This is a genomic window from Williamsia limnetica (genome assembly GCF_003217475.1).
Taxonomy (GTDB): Bacteria; Actinomycetota; Actinomycetes; order Mycobacteriales; family Mycobacteriaceae; genus Williamsia; species Williamsia limnetica.
Genome location: NZ_QJSP01000007.1, coordinates 137864 through 158619, shown reverse-complemented (window position 1 = coordinate 158619; position 20756 = coordinate 137864). Strand labels below are relative to the sequence as shown.

Here is a 20756-nt window from a genome sequence, read left to right as displayed (position 1 = left end):
TGATGGTAAGCACTGGTTGCATAGGGTGGAGCGACGATGAACGTTCGAGGAGGAGTCGTGAGCCGATCGGCCCTGCAGGCGGCGCGATGACCGCGCCGACGAGGCGATGGGCCGAGAGCGGACTTGCCCACCTGACGGGTGAACCCGACGACCCACCCGACTTCTCACGGTCTCGGATCCTGGAGAGGGCCGACCGGCGTGCCGCTCCGTTCGGGGTGGATGCGGCGCTGCTGCTCGCCGGCCGGGCGGGACTGACGGGGACCTCACGCGCAGGCCGGACCTCGGTCGGTGGCAGCACCCGGTTGATCCGCTGCCGTGACACCTGGTGTGTGTTCACGCTCGCCCGGCCGAGTGATCTCGACGTCCTCGGAGCGTTGCTCGAGACGGGTGAACCGATCGCCGATCCGTGGCAGGTGCTCGCCGACGCAGCCTCGGATCGCAGGGCCGACGACCTCGTCGAACGGGGACGTCTGCTGGGGATGCCGTGCGCTGCCCTGGGCTCTCATACCGGAGAACCTGTTGTGGCGCAACAGCTGTGGGCTGCTTGCGAGCGTCCGATCGATCCGGGTCTGCTGGTGGTCGACCTGTCCGCGATGTGGGCGGGTCCGCTGTGCGGGCAGCTGCTGCGCGGGCTGGGCGCCACGGTCATCAAGGTCGAGAGCCCGGATCGGCCCGATGGCGCCCGCTACGGTAATGCGGATTTCTTCGACTGGATGAACGGTGGCAAGCTGCAGTTCTCGGCGCGGGTGTCCGGCGAATCCCCGCTGCTCGCAGCGTTACTCGATGTCGCGGATGTGGTGATCGAGGCATCGCGACCTCGCGCGCTCGAGCAGGCCGGACTCTCCGCGGGCACCCGGGCTCCTCGGCCGGGCCGGGTCTGGGTCCGGATCACCGGTTACGGCGCAGGGCAGGACGAGCGCGACCGGGTCGCGTTCGGAGACGACGCTGCGGTGGCCGGTGGTCTGGTGGGCAGCGGTATCCACGGTCCGGTCTTCTGCGGTGACGCGATCGCGGATCCGTTGACCGGGCTCGAGGCCGCTCACGCCGTCCTCGAATCGCTGAGCCGAGGTGGCGGTGAAGTCCTCGATGTCGCGATGGCAGGCGTGGCCGCCCGCTATGCGGCATGTCCACTTGTGCCGTCACGGTCGGAGGCTGTGGTCAGCCCGCCTCCGGTGCCGGCGATCGTCAGGCGTCCGGTGAAAATAGTTGATGAGCAATGGGTTCGGCAGCTGGCAGACGAACGGTCCGGCAGGTGTTGATCGTCAACGCCCAGGCGATCACGGGCGAGGCCCTCTCGATACGTACTGAGGGCGACATCATCCTGGACGTCGGGCCCCACGTGCGAACTCGCACCGGTGAAGAGGTCGTCGATCTCGCCGGCGGCACCGTGATCCCCGGTTTGCACGATCACCATGTACACCTGCGGGCGGTGGCCGCCGCCGGTGCGTCGGTGTCGGTCGGCCCCCCGGAGGTCGCCGACGCCGAGGCGTTGCGGCGCGTGCTGCGGGCCACCGAACCCCGCCAGGACGGCTGGATCAGAGCAGTCGGTTATCACGACAGTGTGGCCGGCGAACTCGACCGGCGTCAGCTGGACGACGTGATATCGACTGTTCCAGTGCGTGTTCAACACCGCAGCGGCGCGATGTGGATCCTGAACTCGGCCGGGCTCGCCGCGCTCGGCCGGTCGGACCACCCGACGGGCCGGCTGTTCCGTGAAGACGCGGAAGTTGCCGCGTCGACAGTGCACGCACCGGTTGATTTCGCACCTGTCAGTGCCCGGCTGAGCGCCTACGGCGTGGTGGGGGTGACCGAGGCGACGCCGAATCTTACTGCGGATGAACTGGATTCCTTCGACGCTGCCGTGGGCGACGGCCGACTGCGGCAACGGGTGCTGGTGCTCTCGCACGACACCGGCCATACCCACCTGGGCTTCGGTCCGATCAAGCGCATTCTCGACGACGACACCCTCGACCTCGACGACCTCACGCAGTGGGTCGAACGCAACCACCGCAAAGGGGTCGCGGTAGCGATGCACTGCGTGACGGTGGTCCAGCTGGTGGTGGCGGTGGCGGCACTGCGCGCCGCAGGGTCCATGGTGGGGGACCGGATCGAGCACGCTGCCATGGTTCCCGAGGAGATGATCGACGATCTGGTGGACCTCGGCGTCACCGTGGTCACACAACCCAACTTCGTCGCAGAACGCGGCGAGCAGTATCTGCAGGACATCCCGGCCGCCGATCTCCCGCAGCTGTGGCGCCTCGCGAGTCTGCTGCGTGCCGGGGTCGCGGTGGCCGCAGGCACCGATGCCCCCTTCGGAGACCTCGACCCCTGGGCCTGTATGCGGGCGGCCCGCGATCGACTCTGCGCGTCCGGGGCGGTGCTGTCTGTGCCGGAACGGGTCTCGGCCCACACTGCCCTGAGGCTTTTTCTCGGTGAACCCCTCGCACCCGCTCAAGCTCGGGTGTTGGCTCCGGGGGCCCGCGCCGACCTCACGCTGCTGTCCGAGCCGTCGGACGTCGTCCTCGACGAGCTGACCGCAGAGCTGGTGGCAGGCACTGTGATCGGTGGCGTGCTCTACCGAAACCGGTGAACTCTCGCTTGTTGAGCCGTCTAGACGTCGATGGCGTCGATCAAGCCCCAGTCGAGCGCAGTGGTGGCGTCGATCCGCCGCCCGCTCAGCACAAGGAACGCGGTGCGCCACCGCCCGATTCGGCGCGGGATGCTGACGGTGCCGCCCGCACCGGGGAGCAGCCCCAACTGGAGTTCGGGCAGTCCGAAGATGGTGCTGGGGTGGGCGCTCACGTGAGGGCAGAACGACGCCATCTCCAGTCCGCTGCCGAGTACGGCGCCGTGCACGCGGGCCCGGAAGTGCGGCCCGAGTCCTTCTGCGACGGCATCGAGCAGCAGCCCCAGGCTGTACCTGGTCCGGGCGAGGTGCGAGTTCGCGGGATCGGTGAACATACCGAACTCGGTCAGATCCCCACCGCTGCAAAACGACCGGCCTTGCCCACTCAATGTGACGGAGTCGACGGTGAGGTCGGCGAGCACGACGGTCAGGGCATCGATCAACCCTGCGCGCAAGGCATTGCTGAACGCGTTGTGCCTGGTCGGTCGGTTGAAGCTGATCTCGAGCGACGAACCGTCGCGATCGAGCAGCACCGGGTCGTCTTGCCGGTGCGTCTGACGGGGACCCTGGTCGGCGAGCCAGCGTGCGAACTCTGGCCCGGCCTGCAGCGTCGAATAGGCCAGTGACTCGGTGATCAGGCCGCTCAGGGTCCCGGCCCGGGCGGCGTCGGCACGCAACACGTCGTCGCAGACCGCGGCGGCCACCGGACGGAGGCCGACGTTCTCGGTGATCGCCGTGACGGCAGAGTCGATCGACTCGACCTGAACCATCCGGCGATCGGCGGTGGAGTCCTCGGTCAGGGTGAAGGTCGCGTGGTCGAGCCACGGCGCCGCGGATTCCGGTGGCAGGCCCCGGCAGTAGGCCACGACAACCCCGGGGAGCGCATCCCGGGGGCACGCTGCGAGCGTGGGGTCTGCAAGATCGACGAACAATGGTGTCGCCGGGGAACCTGACATGCTGCTCACGCTAGCCTGAGGGGCATGAATGCACCGCAGCATCCTGCCTATGGCGTCGTTCGACCGGTCACCGATTTCGCGTCCGTGCTGCTGTGTCACAACCCGGGGATGATGACCCTCGATGGCACCAACACCTGGATCCTGCGGGCCCCGGGCCAGGACGATTGTGTGGTCGTCGACCCCGGCCCCAAAGGTAAGAAGAAGCACGTCAAAGCCGTTGCGGCGCAGGGAAACGTGGTCTTGGGTCTCATCACCCACCGGCACTACGACCACACCGGCGCGATCAAGTACTTCCGGGAGCAGACCGGAGCCCCGATCCGGGCGCGGGCCGAGAAGTACACCAAAGGTGCCGCCACCTTGAGAGACCGCGAGGTCATCGACGCTGCCGGTCTGAGGATCACCGTGCTCCACACCCCCGGTCACACGGGCGACTCGGTGAGCTTTCTCGTCGAACACGATGGTCGCAAAGTGATGCTGACCGGGGATACGATCCTCGGCGGCGGGACGACGGTGCTCGATCCGCAGGACGGCACACTCCGCGACTACATGAACTCGCTCAACCGGCTGATCGTCGAGGGTGAAGGTGCAGCGCTGCTGCCCGGCCACGGCCCGGACCATCCGGATCTGATCCCGCTGGCCCGGTTCTACAAGAAGCACCGGGAAGACCGCATCGACCAGGTGCGTGCGGCACTCGACGAACTCGGGGAGTCGCCGGCGACGGTCAAGCCCCTCGCAGTGGTCAAGAAGGTGTACGCGGACGTCGACAAGAAGCTGTGGCCCGCTGCCAAGATGTCGGTGAAGACCCAGCTGGCCTACCTGGCCGACGAGTAGCTCTCCACACAAAACCACCCGTTCTGGTCATACCCAGGGGTTCACACCTGGATGGTTTGACCGAAACGGGTGGTTCTGTGGAAAAAACTCAGCGAGCTCGGCGAGCCAGACGCTCGGAGTCCGCGATCAGTACGCTCTTGCCTTCGAGTCGCAACCAGCCGCGCTGGGCGAAATCGGCCAGCGCCTTGTTGACGGTTTCACGTGAAGCACCGACGAGCTGAGCGATTTCTTCCTGCGTCAGGTCGTGGGTGACGCGGAGCGCGCCTGCTTCTTGCGTTCCGAACCGCTGCGCCAGTTGCAAGAGCTGCTTGGCCACACGTCCGGGCACGTCGGTGAAGATCAGGTCGGCGAGGTTGTTGTTGGTGCGGCGCAGGCGACGAGCCAACACGCGCAGCAGCTGCTCGGCGATCTCGGGACGGTCGGCGATCCAGGACCGGAGTGCTTCACGGTCCATCGACACCGCGCGAACCTCGGTGACCGTGGTCGCCGACGAGGTACGGGGGCCGGGATCGAAGATGGACAACTCGCCGAACATGTCGGACGGGCCCATGATCGTCAGCAGATTTTCGCGGCCGTCAACGGACTTGCGGCCGACTTTCACCTTGCCCGAGAGGATGATGTAGAGCCGATCTCCGGGCTCGCCCTCATTGAAGATGATGTGTCCGCGTGGAAAATCAACCGGCTGAAGCTGATTGGTCAGTGCCGCGACGGCGGTGGGCTCAACTCCTTGAAATATGCCCGCCCGCGCCAGTACTTCTTCCACTTACGCCCCTTTCTAAGGGTCCAGCCAGACCGCGTTCACTCGCGGGTGTACGAACGATCAAAGTGTTGTGTTTGTCACCCGCAGGCAAGTCTACGGGTATTCATTCCGAAAGATTGTGTTTACCCCCATCGGCGCGGGAGACGGAGCTCCACCAGATGGCGGGAGACGGCTCGATGGGTGAGTCCTTCGATCGTCAGCTGGCGCGGATCGATTCGCCTGGTTCGACGGGGGTGGGCATCCTGCGGTCGCGGAACTCGTCGAGCGCTGCGGGGAAGCCCTGCCTGGCCAGGGTGTCCATCTGCTCCGGCTCGGCGGACTCCAAGAACTCCTCGACGTGGTCGACCCGCACGTTGAGGCGTTCGAGCTGGTTCTCCACACGCTCCATCGCCAGAGCGAAGAGCATGAGAACCGCGGGGAACAGGAGTACGGCGAGTCCGTGCATGGGGAGTAGTAAACACAACCCAGGTCTCAGAAGAGACACGATCGCCGCACCGAAGGCGTCACGCCGCTGCCTGTGAGGCGAGCGGATGACAGCCGATACGCCTGTCGGTGACAGCTCGCCGTACTCTGAATTGGTGAGTTCGAAGGCAGGTGCCAAGCGCGCCAGGACTGCGGCGCAGCGCGGTGTCGAGACCCGGACCGGCCTTGTCCGCCGGGCGCGGCGGATGGACCGCTCCCTACAGACCGCTTTTCCCCACGTCTACTGCGAACTCGACTTCACGAATCCGTTGGAGTTGTCGGTGGCCACGATCCTGTCGGCCCAGTGCACAGACGTGCGGGTGAACCTGACCACCCCGGCTTTGTTCCGGCGGTACCGCACTGCGGAGGACTACGCGGGTGCCGATCGGACCGAGCTCGAGGAGATGATCCGGTCGACCGGCTTCTACCGGAACAAGGCCAACTCGATCATGGGATTGGGTCAGGCGTTGGTGGAGCGATTCGATGGCGAGGTGCCAAACAATCTGAGCGATCTGGTGTCGCTGCCGGGCTTCGGCCGCAAGACCGCCAACGTCGTGCTCGGCAATGCCTTCGGTGTGCCCGGAATCACCGTCGACACCCATTTCGGTCGGCTGGCGGCGCGCTGGAAATGGACGGACGAGACCGACCCGGTGAAGATCGAGCATGCCGTGGGTGAGCTGATCGAGCGCAAGAACTGGACTGACCTCTCGCACCGCGTGATCTTCCACGGGCGTCGGGTGTGCCATTCGCGCAAGCCGGCCTGCGGGGTCTGTGTGCTGGCGGCCGACTGCCCCTCCTACGGGCTGGGCCCGGTCGAGAAGGCGGAGGCCGCGAAGCTGGTGAAGGGTCCCGAGACCGATCATCTGCTGGCATTGGCGGGGATGTAGGCCGTGCCCGATCTGGAAGAGATGAATCGACCCGCGACGAACCCACCCGGGCGCCCGCGGTTTCACCTGTCGGTGTCAGCGCGGTGGACGATCGCTGTGCTCGTGGTCGTGATCGCCCTGATCGTCGCCATCTGGCCGCGGCAGGCGCAGAGCCCGGCGCCGGCGCCGAACGGGATATCGCAGAGCGGGAGCACCGCCGTGCCGGGCTTGCAGGCGAACGTATCGGACGAGGACATGGCCAACGCCCGGCTGCAGGCGGCCCTGGAGCCGTGTCCCGTGCCGGTCGGTCCCGCGCCTGTCGGGTCAAAGCTGGCCGGGGTGAGCGTGCCGTGTCTGGCCGACGGATCGCAGGTGGATCTCGGTGCGGCGACCGCGGGGACGCCGATGCTGGTGAACATCTGGGCGCATTGGTGCGGACCGTGCCGTGCCGAGCTGCCCGTGATCGACGAATACGCCAAGCAGGTCGGTGACCGGGTGCGGGTGCTGACCGTCCAGGGCAAGGAAGGGTCGGAGAATCCGTTCCTGTCGCTGAACCTGCTCTCCGAGATCGGGGTCCGGCTCCCCACCGTCGTCGACACCGAATCGAAGATCGCAGCAGCGCTCGGGGTGCCGCGCGTCTACCCGGCGACGGTGCTCGTCCGCGCCGATGGCACGGTCGCGGCCGTATTGCCCACCGTGTTCGACTCCACCGACGAGGTGGCCGAAGTCGTCGACAAGTACTTGGGCGTCGCCGCATGACCCAGGTCCTGGTGCCGGCCACGTCGGTGCCGCCGTGGATGCGCGGGCTGATCGCCAATCTCGACGGGGTGACCCGTTCGGTCGAAGACCGGGGCGGCATGACCGAGCGGCTGATGCGGGCGATGATGCGCAGCCCCCGGCCCGCGGCGGTACTCGTATTGTTCAGCGGCGACTGGAACGGCGACGCGACCCACCACGGTGGCGTCCCCGCCGACGCAGAGGTGTTGTTGACCCAGCGTGCGGCGACCCTGCGCAATCACAGCGGACAGGTCGCGTTTCCCGGCGGTGCTCGGGATCCGGAGGACGATTTCCCGGTGGGCACGGCGATGCGAGAGGCGGTCGAGGAGACCGGTCTCGATCCGGCAGGTGTCAGCGAGCTGGCCATCCTCGACATGTTCCCCGTCCCGCCATCGGGCTTCGAGGTGTCGCCGGTGCTGGCGTACTGGCCCCAACCGTCCGAGGTCGGTGTCGTCGACGTGGGGGAGACCGCGCGGGTGACACGGGTGTCGGTGCGCGATCTGGTGAACCCGCACAACAGGTTCCAGGTGCAGCGCACCATCGGCGGGGGCCGGGTCTATCAGGGGCCGGCGTTTGCGGTCGATGACATGCTGGTCTGGGGTTTCACCGGAGGCATGCTCGCGGCGATCATCGAAGCCGCGGGCTGGGAGATCCCCTGGGACAAATCCGACAGCCGCGACCTCGCCGGTGAACTCGAGAAGGTGGGCCAGGAGTGAGCGGGGCCGCCTGGGTCGACATCCTGGTGATCGGTATCGCGCTGCTCGCCGCTGCCTCCGGATACCGTCAGGGCGCGGTGTCGTCCGCGATGGCGTTCATCGGGGTGCTGCTCGGCGCGGCTGCCGGAGTGTTGTTGGCTCCGCACCTGATCCGCAACATCGAGGACCAGCGCTGGCGGCTCGTCGCCGGGGTGCTGTTGCTGGTCGCGCTGGTGATCGTGGGTGAGATCTCCGGCATGGTCCTGGGCCGCGCCGCTCGTAGCGGCATCCGGACGTTGTCGGTGCGTCGCGCGGACTCGGTGGTCGGCTCGCTGTTGCAGGCCGTCGCGGTCCTGCTCGCGGCCTGGGTGCTCGCCACTCCCATCAGCACGTCGGCGCAACCGGAGATCGCGAGCGCTGTCCGGGAGTCGAGGGTGATCGAGGAGATCAACTCGGTTGCCCCGCAGTGGATGCAACGACTTCCGCGTGAGTTCTGGGACATGTTCGACAGCTCCGGGCTCAAAGAGGCGATCGGACCGTTCGGGCGCACTCCCATCACCAGTGTCGAACCACCGAATCAGGAACTGCTCGACCAGCCGATCGTCGACCAGGTACGCCCCAGCGTCGTCAAGATCGAGGGCATCGCGCCCAGCTGCAACCAGGCTCTCGAGGGCAGCGGCTTCGTCGTCTCGCCCGAACGGGTCATGACCAACGCCCACGTCGTCGCCGGGACGACCACTCTGCATGTGGTGGCCTCCGATGACCAATTCGACGCCACCGTCGTCTATTTCGATCCGGCGACCGACATCGCCGTGCTCGACGTCCCCGGCCTGCAGGCGCCCGCAATGCGATTCGCGGACAAGCTGGCCAAGACCGGCGAGGACGCGATCGCGCTCGGCTATCCCGAGGCGGGTCCGTTCAACGCCAGCGCGGAGCGGATCCGCGAAGTCATCCAGCTCAGAGGTCCGGGTATCTACCCGAACACGTCCGTCACCCGCGAGGTCTACACCGTGCGCGGGTCGATCCGGCAGGGCAACTCGGGCGGGCCGTTGATCAACTCGCGCGGGGAGGTGCTCGGCGTCGTGTTCGGTGCCGCCGAGGACCCGACCAGCGAAACCGGATTCGTGCTCACCGCCGATCAGGTGAAGCCGGGGTTGGCCGAATCCGAACGGCTCAGCACCGCGGTGAACACCCAATCCTGCGTCCATTCCTGACCCGATTTTGGTGGGTTCCCGCGACTGTTTGAAGAGGTCGGCGTCACCAAAAGCCACCAAGATCGGGCTCGGTCAGCGGCCTGCGAACTCGATCAGCTGGCGGTTGACCTCATCGGGCGCCTCTTGGTGGGCATAGTGGCCACTGCCCGCGATCTCGGTGAGGTCGAGGTGGGCAGCCCACTTCGCACTGGCCGCGAGGGTCGGGCGGCGGATGTAGTTGTCGAGCTCGCCGCGGATCGCCAGCACCGGGATCTGCAGGCGCTTGTCCATCAGTTCCAGGAAGCGGCTGCCGTCCGGTCGGAACTGCGACCGGAACGCCCACCGCCGATACTCCAGGCTGCAGTGCGCGACGCCGGCGATCTGGATCGCCGAGCGGTTGCGGGCCGCGGCGTCGGCGAAGTCGTCGGTCATCGGCCAGCGCAGCCCAGAATTGCTGCGCATCATCTCTTCGATCATGGCTCCGTCGTCGCGGACCAGGTCGCGTTCGGCCGTCCGCGGGATCTGGGCGCGTAAGAACCCGGCGAGAAACGCCTTGCGCTGAGCGCGGTCGCGCAGGCTGGCGTCCTTCAAGGCCTGGGGGTGGGGCGAGGCGATGACGGCCATCGAGCGCACCGACCGCGGATGCAGGGTCGCCGTCGCCCAGCACACGAGCCCACCGTCGGCGTGGCCGACGATGGTGGCGTCGGCGTGGCCGAGCGCCCGGATCAGCCCGTCGGTGTCACCGGCGAGGGTCCAGCCGTCGTAGCCGCGTGGCGGTTTGTCACTGTCGCCGTAGCCCCGCAGGTCCACCGCGACCGCCCGGTAGCCGGCCGCGGTCAGCGCCGGGAGCTGGTGCCGCCAACTCCACCAGAACTCGCCGAAACCATGCATGAGCAGGACCAGCGGCCGATCAGAGCTCGGCTGATCGGCGCACTCGACCGCGTGCAACCGAACCCCGTTCGCCCGCACGTCATGATGCCGCCACGGGCCCGTGAAACGAACGGTCGACGGGTCCGGGGATACCAAATCCTCAGCCCTTGAACGCCTTGGCGGTGTTCGGCTTGCTCAGGTCGGCGGCAGGATGAACCGAACCGTCGTGTCCCGACGGCAGTACATCGGACAGGTGTTGCACGGACGCGATGGTCTTCTTCGGTCCGGTCATCTTCTTGAAGACTATGTAGCCGACGAGCCCGGTGATGATGGCCGCGACGAGAAGGATCAAGAAGACGATGCCGAAGGCAGCCCACCGGGGCAGCCACTCGGACAGCAACTCGCCCAGGAACCAGAAGAAGAACAGGCTGGCGTACAGCGCCACGGTGAGCGCGACGATGATCAGCCCTGAGCCGATCGCCGCCTTCTTCGCCTCGCCTGTCAGCTCCGCCTTGGCCAGCGCCAATTCGGCACGGAACAGGGTCGACAGGTGCGTCGTCGCTTCTTTGACCAGGGCCCCGACACTCGGATCGCCGCCGGGGCGCACGTTCGGGTCGGACAACGGGATCGACGAGACGTTCGGCGGAACATCTCCCGATGGGCGGTCGTCCAGCGTCACTACTACTCCTCCATCCTCGGATACGACATCCGAGACCACCCGGACGTTCGACTTTCGCAGCGCCGGGGTTTGTAGCCTTATGTTGCCATGCCAGGATTGATTGCAGGCTCATCGGACCTTTTACGCGGGTAGGCGGACTCCAAAAGCAGGTGGTCGCCGGCGTGAGAGCACATGCACACGAAAGGCGACAATGCCCACGTACGCGCTCGAATCCTTCGATCTGGACTTTTTCGACACGGCACCCGTCACGCACAAGTTCTCGGTGAACCTCCCGGTGTCACCGGAACGCGCGTGGGCTGAACTGACCAGGCAGAACACCCTGGATTGGTGCCGCCTGATCAAGGCCATCAACTTCACCTCACCGGCGCCGTACGGCGTCGGGACCACCCGTTCGGCGCAGCTCGCGCCCGGTTATGCGCGACTGTCGGAGAGGTTCTTCTGCTGGGACGAGGATCCGCAGACCCAGCGGTACCGCAACGCCTTCTATGTCGAGCAGGCCAACGTTCCCGGTCTGCGCAGATTCGGCGAGCTGAGCGAGATCGAACCCGCAGAACGTGGATGCCGGTTCACCTGGTCCTTCGCCATCGAACTCGGTGGGCCGATGGCTCGGACGTCGAAGTTTGCGCTGCCCGTCTCGGCCAAGGCGTTCGGGACGCTCGAGACGGACACCGTGAAGCACTTCGCGACACTTCGCTGAAGACTTCGCACCCAGATCGGCCCCCTGAGCGGGGTTCGAGGGCAGTATGCCCTCGCCCCCATCAGCTGGGGCCGATCTCGGTGCGTGGAGCAGTCAGCGCGCTCGGTCAGCCCTTGCGCTGCTGACGAATCGCGTCGAACACTGAGGGGTCGACCAGGGTCGAGGTGTCACCGAGTTCGCGACCCTCGGCGACATCCTTGAGCAGACGGCGCATGATCTTGCCGGACCGCGTCTTGGGCAACTCCGGGACGATGTAGATCTCCCGCGGCTTCGCGATCGGTGAGATGTCCTTTGACACGTGGTCTTTCAGCTCCTTGATGAGCTGATCGCCGGTGTCCTCGCGACCCTGACGCAGGATCACGAACGCCACGATGCCCTGTCCCGTGGTGGCGTCGGTGGCACCGATCACCGCCGACTCGGCAACGCTGGGGTGCCCGACGAGGGCCGACTCGACCTCTGAGGTGGAGATCCGGTGACCCGAGACGTTCATGACGTCGTCGATGCGGCCGAGGACCCACAGCGCGTGATCGTCGTCGTAGCGTGCGCCGTCACCTGCGAAGTACCAGCCCTGCTCGGCGAACCGCGACCAGTACGTGTCCTTGAATCGCTCCTCGTCGCCCCAGATCCCGCGCAACATCGACGGCCACGGCTTGTCGAGCACCAGGAATCCCTGCTCGCCGGCGCCGACGGACTCGCCCTTCTCGTTCACGATGTTGGCGCTGATGCCCGGGAGTGTCGCCATCGCCGAACCGGGTTTGGTGGCGGTGATGCCGGGCAACGGCGAGATCATGATCGCCCCGGTTTCGGTTTGCCACCAGGTGTCGACAATCGGGCAGCGCTCTCCGCCGATGACCTCGTGATACCAACGCCAGGCCTCTGGGTTGATGGGCTCGCCGACACTGCCGAGCAGTCGCAGCGAGGTCAGGTCGTGGGCATCGGGGATCTCGCGTCCCCACTTCATGAAGGTCCGGATCAGGGTCGGCGCGATGTAGTAGATGCCGACCTTGTACTTCTCGATGACCTCGAAGTGGCGATGTTCGTTGGGGGAGTTGGGCGTTCCTTCGTAGACCACCTCGGTGGCGCCGTTCGACAACGGTCCGTACACGAGGTAGCTGTGCCCGGTGACCCAGCCGATGTCGGCGCCACACCAGAAGACGTCTTTGCCCGGCTTGTGGTCGAAGACGTTGTGGAAGGTGTAGCTGACCTGGGTCAGGTAACCGCCGGAGCTGTGGACGATGCCCTTGGGCTTTCCCGTGGTCCCCGAGGTGTAGAGCAGGAACAGTGGGTGCTCGGCGTCGAAGGCCTCGGGCTCGTGCTTGGTGTCGGCCTTGGCGACGGTTTCGTGCCACCAGAGGTCGCGACCGTCGACCCAATCGATGTCGGAGTCGGTGCGGTTGACGACCAAGACGTGCTCGATCGACTTGGCCGCGTCGTCGCCGGTGCCCAGCGCCTCGTCGACACCCGCCTTGAGTGGTGCCGGCTTACCGCGCCGATACTGGCCGTCCGTGGTCACCACGAGCTTCGCCTCGGCGTCGTCGACCCGCGACCGCAACGCGGCGGCGGAGAATCCCGCGAACACCACCGAGTGGGTCAGACCCAGGCGGGCACAGGCGAGCATGGTGACGATCGCCTCGGGGACCATCGGCATGTAGATCGCGACGCGGTCGCCGGAGACCAGGCCGATCTCGGTGAAGTAGTTCGCCGCCTGCGAGACCTCCGCGAGCAGGTCGCTGTAGGTGACGTCGCGGCTGTCGCCGGGTTCGCCGACCCAGTGGATCGCGACGCGGTCGCCGTTGCCTTCCTCGACGTGGCGGTCGACGCAGTTGTAGGCGACATTGAGTTTGCCGCCGACGAACCACTTCGCGAAGGGGGCATTCGACCAGTCGAGGACGTCGCCGAAGTCGGTCTCCCAGTGCAGGCGGCGGGCCTGCTCGGCCCAGAACGCCAATCGGTCGGCCTCGGCGGCCTGCTCCAGTTCGGGTCCGGCGTTCGCCTGCTCCACGAATGCGGTCGGCGGGGCGTACGTCACGGGTGCGGTGCCATCACTCATCGGTTCCCTTTCAGCTTCTCGGCCGCCCGGAATCGGTGTCGATCGAGCCGGCCTGTGACCCGTGTGAGGGGTCACTGTGTTGTGCACCACATGATGTCTGCGGCATCATCAATGGCAATAGCCCCGAAAGTGGATAGTGCTGATGAGTGTCGACAACACCGTGCTCCGCCCCAGCGATCGCGAGCTGGTGCGCGCAACGAGCGTGCGACTGCGGCGTGTGACGGGCATTCCTGTCGTCTTCGCAGGTCTGCGTGAGCAGGGCGCCATTGCGGTAACCGAATCGGTCGGCCATCAGACCGCGGCGCTGCGCACGATCACGGTGACCCCGCAGCGAGGACTCGGTGGGCTGATCTGGTTGAACAAGCGCACCACGCTCATCCGCGACTACGGGTCGGCCAGCGAGATCACCCACGACTTCGACGACCAGATCCTCGGCGAAGGCATCACCGACCTCGCTGCAGCGCCGATCGTCGTCGACGGCTCGGTGCGCGGTCTGATCTACGCGGGCTGGCGTGGTGGGGGACACCTCGACGACGAGGCCGTCGCGGCGCTGTCGGTGGAAGCCGGCCGGGTCGCCGCCGAACTGCGAACCCGAGACGAGGTCGACCGCCGCCTCGGTGCGATGGCCACGTTGCAGCAGTCGCAGGTCCAGGCCGCCGAGTGGTTGGACGAGATCCGCGACATCGCGGCGGTCTCCGGTGACGCCGAGACCCGGCGCCGACTGCTCGACCTCGTCGATCAGATGGGTGGCGCGAGCCCGACCGGTGAACCGTCAGTGCCTCTCACTCCCCGCCAGCTCGAGGTGCTCACGCTGGTCGCGATGGGTTTCGGCAACCGCGTGGTGGCGGACCGCCTCGGTCTGACCGTCGACACCGTCAAGACCTACCTCCGTGCCGCGATGGTCCGGCTGGGAGCACACAATCGGCACGAGGCCGTGGTCAAGGCACGGGCCGCAGGCCACGTTCTCGATCTGCTCTGACTCAGGACGGTCGAGGAGTGCGCAGTACGCTGGCTTCCCGTGACTGATCCTTTGGCGCCGTTGCTCGAGATGCCCGGCGTACTCGAGGCGGCAGACCGGGCGCGTGACGCACTGGCGGCCGCCCACCGGCACCCCGCGAATCTTCGGGGCTGGGACAAGACTGCCACCGAGGCGTCGTGGCGGGCCGGTCGGTCGTCCGCCGCCATCGACGGTGGCAGCATCGAGCTGGTCCGGGACGGGGACTTCGACGAACCGATCCTGTCGGGGGCGATGCGGGTGGCGCAGGCGCTGGACGGGGAGTCGTTGCCGCAGTTGCTGGCCGTGTGGACCAGGGCGCCCCTGCAGGCGCTGGCCCGGTTACACGTGCTGGCGGCCAACGAATTGACCGATGACCCTGAACTGCTGGGTCGACCGCGAGCCGATCGCGAACTCGACCAACGCCTGGCCCTGCTCGCGCAACTCGTCACCGGCGCGACGAAGGCGCCCGCGCCGGTTCTGGCCGCTGTGGTGCACGCGGAACTGCTCGCACTCGAGCCCTTCGTCCATGCAAATGGGGTGGTGGCCCGCGCGGCCTCGCGGCTGGTGTGCGCGAGTACCGGACTCGATCCACACAACCTCGGCGTACCCGAGGTGACCTGGTTCAAGCGGGTGCAGCAATACCGCGAGCTGTCGACGGCTTTCGGGACCGGCGATCCCGAGGGCATCCGCGGTTGGTTGGTGCTGAGCAGTGAGGCATTGGAAGCCGGTGCGGCCGAGGCGAGATCCATCGCGGAAGCCGCCCGAGCTCGGTAAGTCCCGAGCTCCGTAGGTCCTCGAGCTCGGTAGGTCACCGAGAAGCGAAACCTGCTGTGGCAGGTATACATAGGGGGCGGACAACGCACTGCGGGCGGCCTCCGGGTCGCTGTGCGATTCCCGTCGGCCGCCCGCTAGCACGGATCCGAGTTACCAAGCGTGCTGTGGTGGTTGTGTGGGGTGACCTAGGCAGAGTTGTCCGCCGCCGCCTCAAAAGCGTTCCCACCCAAAGGAACTCATCTGAATACGACGCCGAATCTCGCAGGCCCACAACCTGGTGCCTCCCGCGGCGTGCTGCGCGTGGGTGCTCGATATCCGTGCTGGGAGTGCGTGGTCAGGAGTCCGTATCTTCTCTTCCGATCCGAACTTGGCTTCCCGCGCGTTCCGTAACTACTTTCTACACCGTGACCACGGTCACATCAAGGGGTCAACGGTCTCAAATTTGAATCGGCCCTTTTCCATTGGGCGAAAACGTTTTTCGCGTCGACGTCCGCGTGGCTGATCGAAGGTGGTCAGCGCCGCCGGCGGTGCAATGCCGTGTAGGTCAAGGCGCCCGCGATGACTGCGCCCACACCCACTGCGGCCGAGGCCGTCACGGTCGCGGGCGTTGCCGCAGGCAGCCGGCTGCGTAGTGATATCGGCTTGGTGAACGAGAGCATGGGCCACCCCTGCGTGGACGCTTCTTTGCGCAGGGCACGATCGGGGTTGATCACGGTCGGATGCCCGACGGCGCGCAGCATGGGCAGATCGGTGATCGAGTCGGAGTAGGCGAAGCACTTCGTGAGGTCGTAGCCGACCGACGCCGCGATCTCGTTCATCGCGACCACCTTCTCCTCGCCGTAGCAGTAGAACTCCACCTCGCCCGCGTACTTTCCGTCGACGACCTTCATCCGGCTGGCCATCGAATAGTCGGCCCCGAGCATCTTGCCGATCGGTTCGACGATTTCCGTGCCCGACGCCGACACGATGACCACGTCGTGCCCGCGCGCCTTGTGGCCGGCGATCAGGTCCGCGGCTTCGGCGAACACCAGGGGATCGACGATGTCGTGGAGCGTTTCGTGCACGATCGACGACACCTGCTCGACGTCCCAACCCGTACACATCTCGGTCACGTGTTTGCGCATGCGCTCGACCTGGTCATGGTCGGCCGCCGACAGCAGGAACATGAACTGCGCATACGACGATTTGAGGACGGAGCGACGATTGATCAGCCCCTGATCGAAGAATGGTCGCGAGAATGCGAGGGAGCTCGATTTGGCGATGATGGTCTTGTCGAGATCGAAGAACGCGGCGATTCGCGTCGAACCTGAGGGCATCGTTCCACCGTCTGCCGACGTGAATGCGGTCACCAGTCGAGGGTACGTCGGGCCACCGTGTGGGGCACCGGTTCGGGCTGTGGCGAGCTGGATAACTTCACCTACGATCGCAGCGTTTGGGTGAAGAGAATCAAATGGTTGAAGTTGCAATCAATCCCAGAAACTTGTGTATAGTCATAGTTACCCGGACTTGATCCGGGGCTTTCAGCCCGACCCCCCGGGGCTGAACGCGACGACCCTGGCCTCCTCCCCCCCCTGGCCAGGGTCGTCCCCATTTCCAGACCTTTTCGGCCGTGTGAACTACGCGGTCACTTCTGCATCTTTTGTACTTCTCACCTGCATGTTCCGGCTTTTCCGCCTACTCCACGAGCGCACGTCCGCTGACTGCCACGCAGGATTTGTCCACAGATCCGCAGACTCTCCACAGGTCGATGCTCGGTGGCCGACAGACGGCCGCCTCGGCGCAGATGGCACGCCACGATCACTCCCATGACCGAAACGTCGAGTGTGCTCGTGATGGTGTCCTCGGACCTCGCGGATGACGTTGCGCGTGTCGCCGCAGCCGCCGGATATCAAATCGTTCGTGCGCTTCCCGAACGATGCCGCAGGGAGTGGGCCGAGTGCACCGCGGTGCTCGTGGACGCCAGCACCGTGGAGGCCACCCTCGCGTCGGGATTACCGCGTCGAGGAGGTCTGCTCGTCGTCGGTCTCGCCGGCGATGGACCACAGATGTGGCGCACCGCCCTCACGCTTGGCGCCGGCGACGGGTTCGTGCTCCCCGACGACGAGCACGCGGTGGTACAGGCGCTCTCCCGGATCGCGAAGCCGAACGGGCCCTCCGGCGTGGCCATCGCCCTGATCTCCGGACACGGAGGCGCTGGGGCCTCGACATTGGCCGCCGGAGTGGGGTTGGTGGCCTGCGAGAGGGGGCTGGGTGGACTCGTTCTCGACCTCGATGACCTCGGTGGTGGCCAGGATCTCCTACTCGGGGTCGAGGACCAGCCCGGGCTGCGCTGGCAAGAACTCACGTTGGAGAGCGGGCAGGTCGTCGCGGCCTCGTTGCACACAGCTCTTCCGCATGCCCGGGGTGGACTGGCGATTCTCACCGGCAGGCGCGGCGGGTGCACACCCGTCCGACCCGAGGCCGCGCTCGCCGCGATCGATGCCGCACGCAGCAACGGTGACGTGGTGGTGGCGGATCTACCCCGGCGTGAGGGTGACCTGGTGGAGGCAGTGGTGGAGGTTGCCGACCTGGTGGTGCTCGTGACCGCGGCAACGATCCGGGGCTGCGCCGCCGGACGCGAGATGGCCGCACGCCTGCGGGCCCGCACCGGAAGGGTCGAGGTCGTCGTCCGCGGCCCGGCCCCCGGCGGGTTGCGGGCGGTCGAGGTGGCCGACGTCGTCGGTCTGCCGCTGCTGACCGCGGCTCGGCCTGATGTGCGGCTCGATCGCCACCTCGAATCCGGCGGACTCGCTCTCAGCGGGCGCTCACCGCTGCGCCGGTCCGCGGCGACGGTACTCGATCGTGCGGTCGCGCTGCGGCGGGTCCTGCGATGACCGCCGGTGGCGGTGCCGGAACGGATCCCGGCCGTGCACAGCTTCTGACCAGGGTGCGCGAGAAGCTGGCGGCCACGGCGCAGGAACCCACGCCCGAAGTCATGGCGGCGGTCGTGCGCGCCGAGGCAGGCGGCGTCCTCGGCGACACCGATCTGCTTGACGCCCTGCGATTTCTGCAGACCGAACTGGTCGGGGCCGGGCGGCTGGAGGTCCTGCTCGCCGGCCCGGCGGTCAACGACATCCTGGTCGTGGGACCCAAGCAGGTCTGGACCGATCAGGGGCGCGGGCTCGAGCGCTCCGACGTCGAGTTCGAAGACGACGATGCGGTGCGCCGCCTGGCGATGCGGTTGGCCTTGGCTGCAGGCAAGCGGCTCGACGATGCGCAACCGTGGGTCGATGGCCAGCTGACCGGACTCGGTCGACGCGGCTACAGCGTGCGGTTGCACGCCGTCATCCCGCCGATCGCGGTCGACGGGACGTGCCTGTCGCTGCGGGTCCTGCGACCGGCTACGCAGAACCTCGACGCCCTCGCGCGGTCGGGGGCGATCGATCCGGAGGCCCTCGCGCTACTGGAGGCCATCGTCGACGCCCGGTTGGCCTTCCTGGTCGTGGGCGGGACAGGTGCCGGAAAGACAACTCTGTTGTCTGCGCTGCTCGGACGGGTGGACCCGGCCGAGCGAATTCTGTGCGTCGAGGACGCGGTGGAACTCGCGCCGCAGCATCCCCACGTCGTGCGACTCGTCGCCAGGACACCGAATGTCGAAGGGGCCGGCGAGGTTCCGGTGCGGGCACTGGTCCGGCAGGCGCTGCGGATGCGTCCCGATCGGATCGTCGTGGGCGAGGTCCGCGGCGCCGAGGTCGTGGATTTGCTGACCGCGATGAACACCGGGCACGACGGCGGCGCCGGCACCCTGCATGCGAACTCGACGGCGGAGGTTCCCGCACGGATGGAGGCCCTCGCGGCTCTGGGCGGCATGGACCGGCCGGCATTGCACAGCCAGTTGGCGGCAGCGATTTCCGTGGTGATCGGGGTGTTCAGGGATTCGGCGGGCAGCAGGGGTGTCTCGGAAATCGGCATGCTCCGCCGCGACGACGACGGCCTCGTCTGTGTCGATGCCGTCTGGACTCGAGCGGGTGGCTTCACCAGCGCTGCAACAGCGTTGGCCGCGGTACTGGACGGCAGGTTGGCGAGGTGAGCGCGGTGTTGGCGGCGCTGGGTCTGGCCATCTTGTTGTGGGTCAGACCGCGGGCGCAGGGACGGGCGCACGAGCTGATCCCTGCCGAACGTGTGAGACCCACTCTGCGTGCCGATCGACTCGGCGTGGGTCTTGCTCTGGGTCCGGTGCTCGCGTTGGTGTTCGCCGGAGCCAGTGCTGCCCTGGCTGCGGCCATGGCCGCCGGGATGGCTCAGGTCATGCTGGTTTCGCAGCGACGCGAGCGGGCCGGCGCCGCAGAGATGGCGCGACTGCTCGCAGCGCTGGAGGTGATGGTCGCCGAGTTGAGGGTGGGGGCGCACCCCGCACACGCGTGCAGGCAAGCTGCCGACGATTGCAGCGGTGCGGCAGGCGCCGGGACGGCCGAGATGTTGCAGATGATGGCGGGTCGAGCCGCACTCGGTGGTGATGTCGCGGCAGGGATCGAGCAGGCGAGGGGGCATGTCGGTGACTCCGCTGCCGGGTCGGGAAGCGCTGCCGGCTTTGCCGCGTGGCAGCGGGTGGCCGTCGCGTGGCGAACCGCCGAGCGGTACGGCCTGCCGATGGCCGAGCTGCTCACCTCGGTGCGCGCAGACCTACTGGCACGGCATCGTTTTAAGGCACGAACCACCGCTGCGCTCGCCGGTGCCAAAGCCACTGCGCTGGTTCTCGCCCTGCTGCCGATACTCGGGATCGTGCTCGGTCAGGCGATGGGCGCCGCGCCGTTGTCGGTGTTGCTCGGCGGTGGGCTCGGTGGCGTTCTGCTGGTGATCGGGGTGGGCTTGGTCTGCGCCGGATTGCTGTGGTCGCGGCGCATCGTCGGCAAGGTGACCGACCGATGACGGGCGTGGTGCTCGCCGTGCTCGCCGGGGCGACTGGTCTGCTGCTCGTCCCCGGCCCGGTCTGGACGACCTACCGGATCGTTCCGCCACCCCCGACACGCGCTCGGAGTCGGGAACCGCGCTGGCTGGGAAAGAAGAAACCGGTTGACGATCCCTTCGCCGCGGCAGCGAGTTATGACCTCTTCGCTGTATGCCTGCGATCCGGGCTACCGGTCGCCACGTCCGCGAAGGTGGTGTCCCGCTCGGCTCCGCCGGCCCTCGCACAGATACTCGCCCACGCCTCCGATTTGTTGTCCTTGGGCGCGGATCCATTGCAGGCGTGGTCGGTATCGGCAGATGCCGATCAGTCCGCGGCGACGTTGGCGGCGGTGGCACGACGTTCTGCGCGAGCAGGGTCGTCGCCGGTGCGTGGGTTGGAGGAGTTGGCCGACAGCCGACGCGGCGAGGCCCAGGACCAGGCGGCAGCCGCCGCTGAACGTGCAGGGGTTGCGATCAGCGGACCACTCGGACTGTGTTTCCTGCCGGCATTCGTCTGCCTGGGCATCGTGCCCGTGGTGATGGGGCTGGCGGGGAAGGTGTTCGGCGGAGGTCTGCTCTGAGATCTGCCGTGGACTG

At 67.1% G+C, this 20756-nt stretch carries 21 protein-coding genes; 14 read left to right on the top strand and 7 right to left on the bottom strand.

From position 1 onward, the window contains the following. Positions 1–86: 86 nt before the first annotated feature. Both DFR67_RS13245 and DFR67_RS13240 read left to right on the top strand, forming a co-directional pair. Entirely contained in the window at positions 87–1259 is a 1173-nt protein-coding gene (locus DFR67_RS13245; RefSeq protein ID WP_110470003.1) for a CoA transferase, read from the top strand. Beyond that, on the top strand, positions 1217–2590 hold the full coding sequence (locus tag DFR67_RS13240) for an amidohydrolase family protein (protein WP_245937923.1): 1374 nt from the start codon (positions 1217–1219) through the stop codon (positions 2588–2590). Before DFR67_RS13245 ends, DFR67_RS13240 begins: the two co-directional genes overlap by 43 nt. 20 nt (positions 2591–2610) lie before the next feature. Here DFR67_RS13240 and DFR67_RS13235 read toward each other — a convergent pair whose 3' ends face one another. Continuing rightward, positions 2611–3582 (bottom strand): enoyl-CoA hydratase/isomerase family protein, encoded by a 972-nt coding sequence (locus tag DFR67_RS13235; RefSeq protein WP_110470002.1) that lies wholly within the window; start codon positions 3580–3582, stop codon positions 2611–2613. A gap of 24 nt (positions 3583–3606) precedes the next feature. On the opposite strand from DFR67_RS13235, the gene DFR67_RS13230 reads away from it, so the two are divergent. Further along, a complete protein-coding gene (locus tag DFR67_RS13230) occupies positions 3607–4413 on the top strand; it encodes an MBL fold metallo-hydrolase (protein ID WP_110470001.1) in 807 nt (268 codons plus the stop codon). A gap of 88 nt (positions 4414–4501) precedes the next feature. Here DFR67_RS13230 and DFR67_RS13225 read toward each other — a convergent pair whose 3' ends face one another. Together DFR67_RS13225 and DFR67_RS13220 are read right to left on the bottom strand one after the other, a co-directional pair. After that, entirely contained in the window at positions 4502–5176 is a 675-nt protein-coding gene (locus DFR67_RS13225) for a Crp/Fnr family transcriptional regulator (protein WP_110470000.1), read from the bottom strand. 193 nt (positions 5177–5369) lie between these two features. Further along, positions 5370–5618 carry a hypothetical protein gene (locus DFR67_RS13220; protein ID WP_110469999.1) on the bottom strand — a complete coding sequence of 83 codons (249 nt, stop codon included), beginning with the start codon at positions 5616–5618 and terminating at the stop codon, positions 5370–5372. Between the two features lie 223 nt (positions 5619–5841). Between DFR67_RS13220 and nth the strand changes: the two genes are divergently transcribed. The 4 genes from nth to DFR67_RS13200 are packed head-to-tail and all read left to right on the top strand — an operon-like array spanning position 5842 to position 9187. Beyond that, positions 5842–6522: an endonuclease III gene (gene nth / locus DFR67_RS13215; protein WP_245937939.1), complete on the top strand. Its 681-nt coding sequence runs from the start codon at positions 5842–5844 to the stop codon at positions 6520–6522. A gap of 3 nt (positions 6523–6525) precedes the next feature. Beyond that, the gene (locus tag DFR67_RS13210) at positions 6526–7260 is read left to right on the top strand and encodes a TlpA family protein disulfide reductase (protein WP_245937922.1); all 735 of its coding nucleotides are present in this window, start codon (positions 6526–6528) and stop codon (positions 7258–7260) included. Beyond that, positions 7257–7994 carry an NUDIX hydrolase gene (locus DFR67_RS13205; protein WP_110469998.1) on the top strand — a complete coding sequence of 246 codons (738 nt, stop codon included), beginning with the start codon at positions 7257–7259 and terminating at the stop codon, positions 7992–7994. The genes DFR67_RS13210 and DFR67_RS13205 overlap by 4 nt, the downstream gene beginning before the upstream one ends. Continuing rightward, positions 7991–9187: a MarP family serine protease gene (locus DFR67_RS13200; RefSeq protein ID WP_110469997.1), complete on the top strand. Its 1197-nt coding sequence runs from the start codon at positions 7991–7993 to the stop codon at positions 9185–9187. Before DFR67_RS13205 ends, DFR67_RS13200 begins: the two co-directional genes overlap by 4 nt. Before the next feature lie 72 nt (positions 9188–9259). On the opposite strand, the gene DFR67_RS13195 is transcribed toward DFR67_RS13200, so the two are convergent. Next, complete coding sequence (locus tag DFR67_RS13195) at positions 9260–10192, bottom strand: alpha/beta fold hydrolase (RefSeq protein ID WP_110469996.1); 933 nt, start codon at positions 10190–10192, stop codon at positions 9260–9262. A 4-nt stretch (positions 10193–10196) separates the two neighbouring features. Continuing rightward, positions 10197–10715, bottom strand: a complete 519-nt coding sequence (locus DFR67_RS13190) for a phage holin family protein (protein ID WP_110469995.1) — start codon at positions 10713–10715, stop codon at positions 10197–10199. Between the two features lie 190 nt (positions 10716–10905). Here DFR67_RS13190 and DFR67_RS13185 point away from each other — a divergent pair, with 190 nt between their 5' ends. Beyond that, positions 10906–11412, top strand: coding sequence for an SRPBCC family protein (locus DFR67_RS13185; protein WP_110469994.1), 507 nt, complete (start codon positions 10906–10908; stop codon positions 11410–11412). A 106-nt stretch (positions 11413–11518) separates the two neighbouring features. Here DFR67_RS13185 and acs read toward each other — a convergent pair whose 3' ends face one another. Next, complete coding sequence (gene acs / locus DFR67_RS13180; protein WP_110469993.1) at positions 11519–13462, bottom strand: acetate--CoA ligase; 1944 nt, start codon at positions 13460–13462, stop codon at positions 11519–11521. A gap of 142 nt (positions 13463–13604) precedes the next feature. Between acs and DFR67_RS13175 the strand changes: the two genes are divergently transcribed. Further along, positions 13605–14441 carry a helix-turn-helix transcriptional regulator gene (locus tag DFR67_RS13175; RefSeq protein ID WP_146240439.1) on the top strand — a complete coding sequence of 279 codons (837 nt, stop codon included), beginning with the start codon at positions 13605–13607 and terminating at the stop codon, positions 14439–14441. Between the two features lie 69 nt (positions 14442–14510). Then, positions 14511–15233, top strand: coding sequence for a Fic family protein (locus DFR67_RS13170; RefSeq protein WP_110470120.1), 723 nt, complete (start codon positions 14511–14513; stop codon positions 15231–15233). 512 nt (positions 15234–15745) lie between these two features. Here DFR67_RS13170 and DFR67_RS13165 read toward each other — a convergent pair. Further along, on the bottom strand, positions 15746–16549 hold the full coding sequence (locus tag DFR67_RS13165; protein WP_110470119.1) for an HAD-IB family hydrolase: 804 nt from the start codon (positions 16547–16549) through the stop codon (positions 15746–15748). A gap of 489 nt (positions 16550–17038) precedes the next feature. Here DFR67_RS13165 and ssd point away from each other — a divergent pair, with 489 nt between their 5' ends. The 4 genes from ssd to DFR67_RS13145 are packed head-to-tail and all read left to right on the top strand — an operon-like array spanning position 17039 to position 20740. Further along, complete coding sequence (ssd, locus tag DFR67_RS13160) at positions 17039–18106, top strand: septum site-determining protein Ssd (RefSeq protein WP_110469991.1); 1068 nt, start codon at positions 17039–17041, stop codon at positions 18104–18106. Next, on the top strand, positions 18103–19302 hold the full coding sequence (locus tag DFR67_RS13155; protein WP_110469990.1) for a TadA family conjugal transfer-associated ATPase: 1200 nt from the start codon (positions 18103–18105) through the stop codon (positions 19300–19302). Before ssd ends, DFR67_RS13155 begins: the two co-directional genes overlap by 4 nt. Continuing rightward, the gene (locus tag DFR67_RS13150) at positions 19299–20141 is read left to right on the top strand and encodes a type II secretion system F family protein (RefSeq protein WP_110469989.1); all 843 of its coding nucleotides are present in this window, start codon (positions 19299–19301) and stop codon (positions 20139–20141) included. The genes DFR67_RS13155 and DFR67_RS13150 overlap by 4 nt, the downstream gene beginning before the upstream one ends. After that, positions 20138–20740: a type II secretion system F family protein gene (locus DFR67_RS13145; protein WP_110469988.1), complete on the top strand. Its 603-nt coding sequence runs from the start codon at positions 20138–20140 to the stop codon at positions 20738–20740. The genes DFR67_RS13150 and DFR67_RS13145 overlap by 4 nt, the downstream gene beginning before the upstream one ends. Positions 20741–20756 lie beyond the last annotated feature (16 nt).